Source organism: Parabacteroides sp. An277, from assembly GCF_002159645.1.
In the GTDB taxonomy this organism is placed as follows: Bacteria; Bacteroidota; Bacteroidia; order Bacteroidales; family Tannerellaceae; genus Parabacteroides.
In genome coordinates this window covers 145,907-151,933 of sequence record NZ_NFJB01000003.1, presented here as the reverse complement: position 1 = coordinate 151,933, position 6,027 = coordinate 145,907, and the positions used below count along the sequence as shown (strand labels likewise).

The following is a 6,027-nucleotide window of genomic DNA, read 5'->3' as shown; positions in this document are numbered from 1 at the left end:
TGACGTAGTCTTGGTTAGACCAAGGCAGAAAAACGAAAAACGCAAGTGGCTAACTTACTGATTCCGTTACAATAAAGGAAAAGTTTAATTTTAGTATAAACACAATAAAGAATTATTTATGCCAAACAAGACAACAAATTCCATTTGTTTGCTATTGGTGGCAGCTGCATTGAGCGTAACAGGTAACATCTATGCAGAAATTGCCCCGGCAAACCCGAGTGCCCTCCGTGCTCAGCAGGACGGCACAGTGACGGGTAACGTAGTGGATGCTTACGGTCCAGTCATCGGCGCATCCGTAATCATCAAAGGCACCACCACAGGTTGTATTACCGACATGGACGGTAACTTCACCTTGGAAGGCGTAAAGAACGGCGATATCATCGAAATCTCGTACATCGGGTACAAGACGCAGGATATCCCTTATACCGGCCAGCCAAGCATCAACGTCACCATGGCGGAAGATTCGGAACAGCTGGAAGAGGTCGTCGTAACGGCCTTGGGTATCAAGAAAGACGCCAAAAAGTTGGGTTATGCCGTTAGTACCATTGCAGCCGATGACTTGAACAAGACCGGTAGTGCTTCCATTGCCACAGGTTTGTATGGTAAAGCAGCCGGTGTACGTATCGCGTCGGCTCCCGGTGGTGGTACCGGTTCCGTATCAATCTCTGTCCGCGGTCTCTCCTCTATTACGGGTAACACGCAGCCGTTAATCATCATGGATGGTGTGCCCATCCGTAACGGTAACGCCAACAACGATGGTTATTGGAGCAACCAACGTATCGATTCCAATGGTATGGTGGATATCAACCCGGAAGATATCGAAAACATCTCTATCTTAAAGGGTGCCGCCGCATCTGCCCTCTACGGTTCGGAAGCTGCCAACGGTGTTGTCATGATTACCACCAAGAAAGGGAAAGCCGGTTCGGGTACCAAGATTGACTTCAGTGCCAATTTGACCTTTGATAAGGTGGCCTATATGCCTGAAATCCAAAAGGAATATGGTCCTGGTTATGATAACTTCGGTATCGGTAGCAACGCGGATCCGCAGGCTTTGACAGGTTTCCGTCAAACTCGTGTAGACCGCAATGGTAATCCAATTACTACGCCTAACCGTGAGTCTGCATATACTTGGGGTGCTAAATATGACCCAACTAAGACGGTGACTTACTTCGATGGAACAGAACGTGCATGGGAACCGATTGACCATAATCAATGGGCAGATATCTTCCGTACCGGCGTAACGCAGACCTATAACCTCTCGTTAACGAATGCTACGGAAAAGAACAATGTACGTTTCTCGTATACATTCAACGACAATAAACCGATGCAGTATAATTCGCGTAATAGCAAGCATGTATTTAGTTTGAATGGTACTTTCAATGTAACCAATACCATTAAGTTCAACTATACCGCGAACTATACGACACAAAATATCAAGAACCGCCCCTACCGTATTTCTCGTTTGACAAACAACTATAGCGGTATGTTTGGTGGTTTTACGGATGTAGCTTATATTCGTGACCATACCGTTACCAGTTTAGGATATGTAAATACCATTTCGGCTATCAATGGTGGTGATGTTAACACATTGACACCAGATGAACAATTCCTTTACACGCCGATGGGTGCTACCTCATTGGTAAGTGAATACTTCTGGCAAGTATTTGCCAATAACCAGTTGGAAGACCACCAGCGTTTCATTGGGTCTGTTAACCCGACTTGGGATATTATTCCGGGCTTGACGTTAAGCGGACGTATCGCTACCGACTTGACTGTAGATAAGATAGAAACAATGAACAATACGAAAACGGCACACGTGTTCTCTACCAACGGACAATATGCTGACGAACAATATGGTTTAAAGAATAGCCGTTACTCGATTGTCTATAGTGATATCATGTTGATGTTCGACAAGACTTTTGGCGAAAAGCACAACGTAACCGCCAACTTGGGTTGGAATGCGCGTCAAGAATCTTACTATCTGTCAAATGTCAGCACCAACGGCGGTATGACGCAAGAAAACTGGTTCCACTTGGATGCTTCCGTATTACAAAAGAACGCCAGCATGACGAAACAAGAGTTGCTCCGTACGGGTGCCTTCTTGACGGCAAGTTATGGTTACGATAGCTGGGGTTATGTGGAAGGTTCTATCCGCCAGGAAAAGACCTCTACCCTGAGCCACGGCAATAACTCTTTCTGGTATCCATCAGCCAGCGTCAGTGTATTGTACACCGAACTGTTGAAAGACAAGAATCCGTCTTGGTGGGATTATGGTAAAGTTCGTTTCTCGTATGGTATTGTAGGTAACGCGCCGGAAATCTATAGAGCCAACATGGTATATACGCAGGAATCAAAACTGCATGGTAATAACTACATCATCAACTTTGTACCGACTGGTATCGGAAACGAAGCCATCAAACCAGAAACCAAGTATGAGTTCGAGTTGGGTATTGAGAACAAGTTCTTGAACAACCGCTTGGGTATGGAATTTAACTTCTATGCCAATACCATCAAAGACCAGATTCTACAAACAACGGCTGCTGCCTCTATGGGTGCACAGTCCATGTTGATGAACGTCGGTGAGTTGGAGAACAAAGGTATTGAATTGAATGTCTATGGTACGCCTATTGAAAACAAGGATTGGAGATGGGATTTGCGTGCCAATATTGCTTGGAACAAAAATAAGGTAACCAAGTTGGCAGAAGGTTTGGATAGACTTCAACACTACAGTGCGGATGGTGATGCTGCCGTATTGGAGTCGCACGTAGGCGAACCAATGGGTGATTGGTATACCTATACATGGCAGACGGATGAGAATGGTAACTATATCGTAGGTGAAAACGGTCTCTATATTTCGGATAAGACAGAACGCCACAAAGTAGGTAATGCCATGCCTAAATTAACGGGAGGTTTCGGTACCAGTTTGAGTTATAAAGCCTTTACCTTGGATATGCAATTCGATTTCCGTATTGGCGGCGATGTATTGAACTTACCTTGGCAGTATATGATAGACGCTGGTAACGTTACAGATGCGATTGGAGTACGCGATGCCTCTACAGGCGGTATCTTCTACTACAGCGATACAGAAGATGTATCCGACAAGGCTTCTATCCATATTGTACCGGCAGACCAGATTAGCAACTACAAGCGTGGTGAAACGATGGTAAATGGCCATTATGTATGGGATAACGGTTTAATTCTTCCGGGTGTAAAGGAAGATGGTACACCCAATGATATTATCGTAACGCAATTTGAAGCAAACGATAATATGTATGGTTGGGGTTCTTCAGGTGCCAGCCAGACATATGCAGATGCGGTTCAAAAGAATACGTATGTAAAGTGTCGTGAAATCAGTTTAGGATACACTTTACCAAAGAGCTGGACGGAGAAGTTCGCTTGCAGTAACTTGCAGATTTCTGCATTTGCCCGTAACCCGTTCTATATTTACCGTTCGTTGAAGTTGTTCGATGCAGAAACAACAGCTGGTACAAACTGGATTTATCAATCCGTAGTAGAAGGTTCAACGGCAAGTTCTCGTTCATTTGGTTTCTCGATTCGGGCAAGTTTCTAATTAGTTAATTAAATCATTAAAAGAAGAAAGACGTATGAAAAAGATACTTTCATTATTAGCAGCAGGGGCGATGTTGATGTCCATTGGCACGTCATGTTCTGACTCGGAGTATGATGAAAAATACCTCGACCCCTCCAAAACAACGACGGTAGGAATACCTCAGGTGTTTACTGGCGTGATGTTTAAAGGTAGACAATGGATGGACCTTCTTTATTATCGTTATTACTCACAGTCTACGACATCTGGATTATTTTCAGGCGTAGTAGGTGATAACAATACCAGAGGTCGATTTATGGGAGCCGGTGAAGGTCGTTATAACGACCGTTGGAAACAGTTCTACGACATGGTAACGCAACACCGTTTGTTGGAATACAACTACAACAATCTTTCGGAAGAAGAAAAGCCTACTTATGCTATTTTCTTCCATTTGTCTCGTGCCATGGTAGATGCCCAATTGCATGAAATGCTTTCTCTGTTTGGCGATGTTCCTTTCAATGGGGCGGGCACCATCTGGATTGATGGTGATTATGACCGCGCTAAACAAGCTTGTGTATATGACGATGATGTGACACTTTACAAGCAAATCTTAGCCGATTTGAAAGAAACGGGCGATTATTTGGCCAGCGGAAATATTGATGGAGACGGATTGATTTATTTAGTACCACAAGATTATACCATCGCAGCCGGTGATCCGGTCGTATGGCAAAAGTGGGTTAATTCTCTTCGTTTGCGTATTGCGTTGCACTTAGCAACTAATGGTGATTGTGTATCGGATGCTCATGCTGCCATCGCAGAAATCTTGAATAATCCGAGCCAATATCCGTTGATTGAAAGTAATGCAGATAATATGGGTGTAGCTGCCAGCACACAGTCGGATGATTTCAACTGGGGTAAAAGTATGTCGCAAGCATTGCGTACGGGTTCGTATGCTGCCGCTTCACAGACTATTTTGCGCGTAATGAATGTACCGGAAGGTGGCATTCCCGATGCTAATACAGACCCGCGTTTACAAGCCATGTATGACCCGAATCCGGATAACGAATACGTAGCATTTGATTTGACTATGAGCAATGCCGAAATTACAAACTTTGAGGCTGAAAAGCATCAGGAATATGTAAATAGAGGTATCTTGACTGCTAACTATTTCTGTGAAATCGATACACAACTGATTGCCGGTTATGATACTTATCAAGGTAATGAAAACGTATTCAGTTTATGGATTGGTGCTGCCGAAGTAAGTTTGAGCAAAGCAGAAGCTTATTTGATGGGATATGGCGTAGCGGCAGATCAAAATGCAGCTCGCGAAAACTTCATCAAGGGTGTTGAACAATCCGCAGAGTTCTACTGGGATACAAAATTGAATAGTACATTGTATCGTGTACCGGGTAATGATAGCTATCGTGGATTCCGTACATTGACAGAACCGACTGATGCTGAAATCACCGCATATGCAGAAAGCATCTGGGAACCGACCCAACAACGCGTGTGCGAACAATTGTGGTTGAACTTCAGCTTTATGAACGAGTTGGAAGCATGGAACGTAGTTCGTCGTACCGGTTATCCCGTAGTGAACTTCTCTCGTGATACGCAAACTCCGGCTTATGCAACACCTCCGGGACGTTTGCCTTATCCGAGTGATGAGGTTACAAATAATTCAGCTAATTATCAAGCTGCTATTGCAACTAATTACGATGAACCGCTGGGTTATTACACCACATTGTTCTGGGCTAAGAGCGATTATTATCACATGATTGACTAATAATCAATCTTATAATCTATCTATAGACTTTAAAAGCCGAGGGTGTAAAAACCCTCGGCAATATAAACAAAACATATATAAGTGCCTTGGTTGGCATTTATATAACAAGGGGGATAACCCAAAGCGATCTTTATTTCCTGAAAGGACAAGTGGAAGCAGGACGGTATAACCGTCCAACCATGCTTAACCGCGGGTGACACGCAGTGTTACCTGCGGTAGGATAGTCCATCTGTTCCGACCTCGAAGGGGTCGAACTGCATCACAATCCCCGTTCGACCCCTTCGAGGTCGAGGGGGATGGGGATAGCCTCCCCGCAGGTAACGCTAACGCGTCACCCACGGTTAAGCATCGTTAGACGGCGCTGCCGTCTGCAACCGATAGACACACCTAAAATAGGACCATAGGATTTACTTGTCCTAATCCTTTGAAGAAAACTTCTACTGAAGAATGCTTATTCGGCCGCAGGGATTGCGCCCCGTAAGCGTTATGAAATGTGTTTTTAGAGGGGGCGGAATACGCATCCCGCCCCTTACACAAAACGAGTAAGCATTCCTCAGGAGAAAAACCTCCCTTGGGGAGGGGGTGCAGACGCCCTATAGGAAGGGTGTTGACACCTATAAGAAGTGTCCCTGACACTTCTTATAAGTATCCGAGACACTTCTTATAAGTGTCGGTGACACTTCTTATAGGTGTCAAC

Annotated in this window: 2 protein-coding genes; both read left to right on the top strand. The window is 44.5% G+C overall.

The genetic code is table 11. From position 1 onward, the window contains the following. The first annotated feature begins 118 nt into the window (after positions 1-118). On the top strand, positions 119-3,571 hold the full coding sequence (locus B5F77_RS02300) for a SusC/RagA family TonB-linked outer membrane protein (protein WP_087327052.1): 3,453 nt from the start codon (positions 119-121) through the stop codon (positions 3,569-3,571). A 34-nt stretch (positions 3,572-3,605) separates the two neighbouring features. Next, a complete protein-coding gene (locus B5F77_RS02295) occupies positions 3,606-5,330 on the top strand; it encodes a SusD/RagB family nutrient-binding outer membrane lipoprotein (protein WP_087327051.1) in 1,725 nt (574 codons plus the stop codon). The last annotated feature ends 697 nt before the right edge of the window (positions 5,331-6,027 follow it).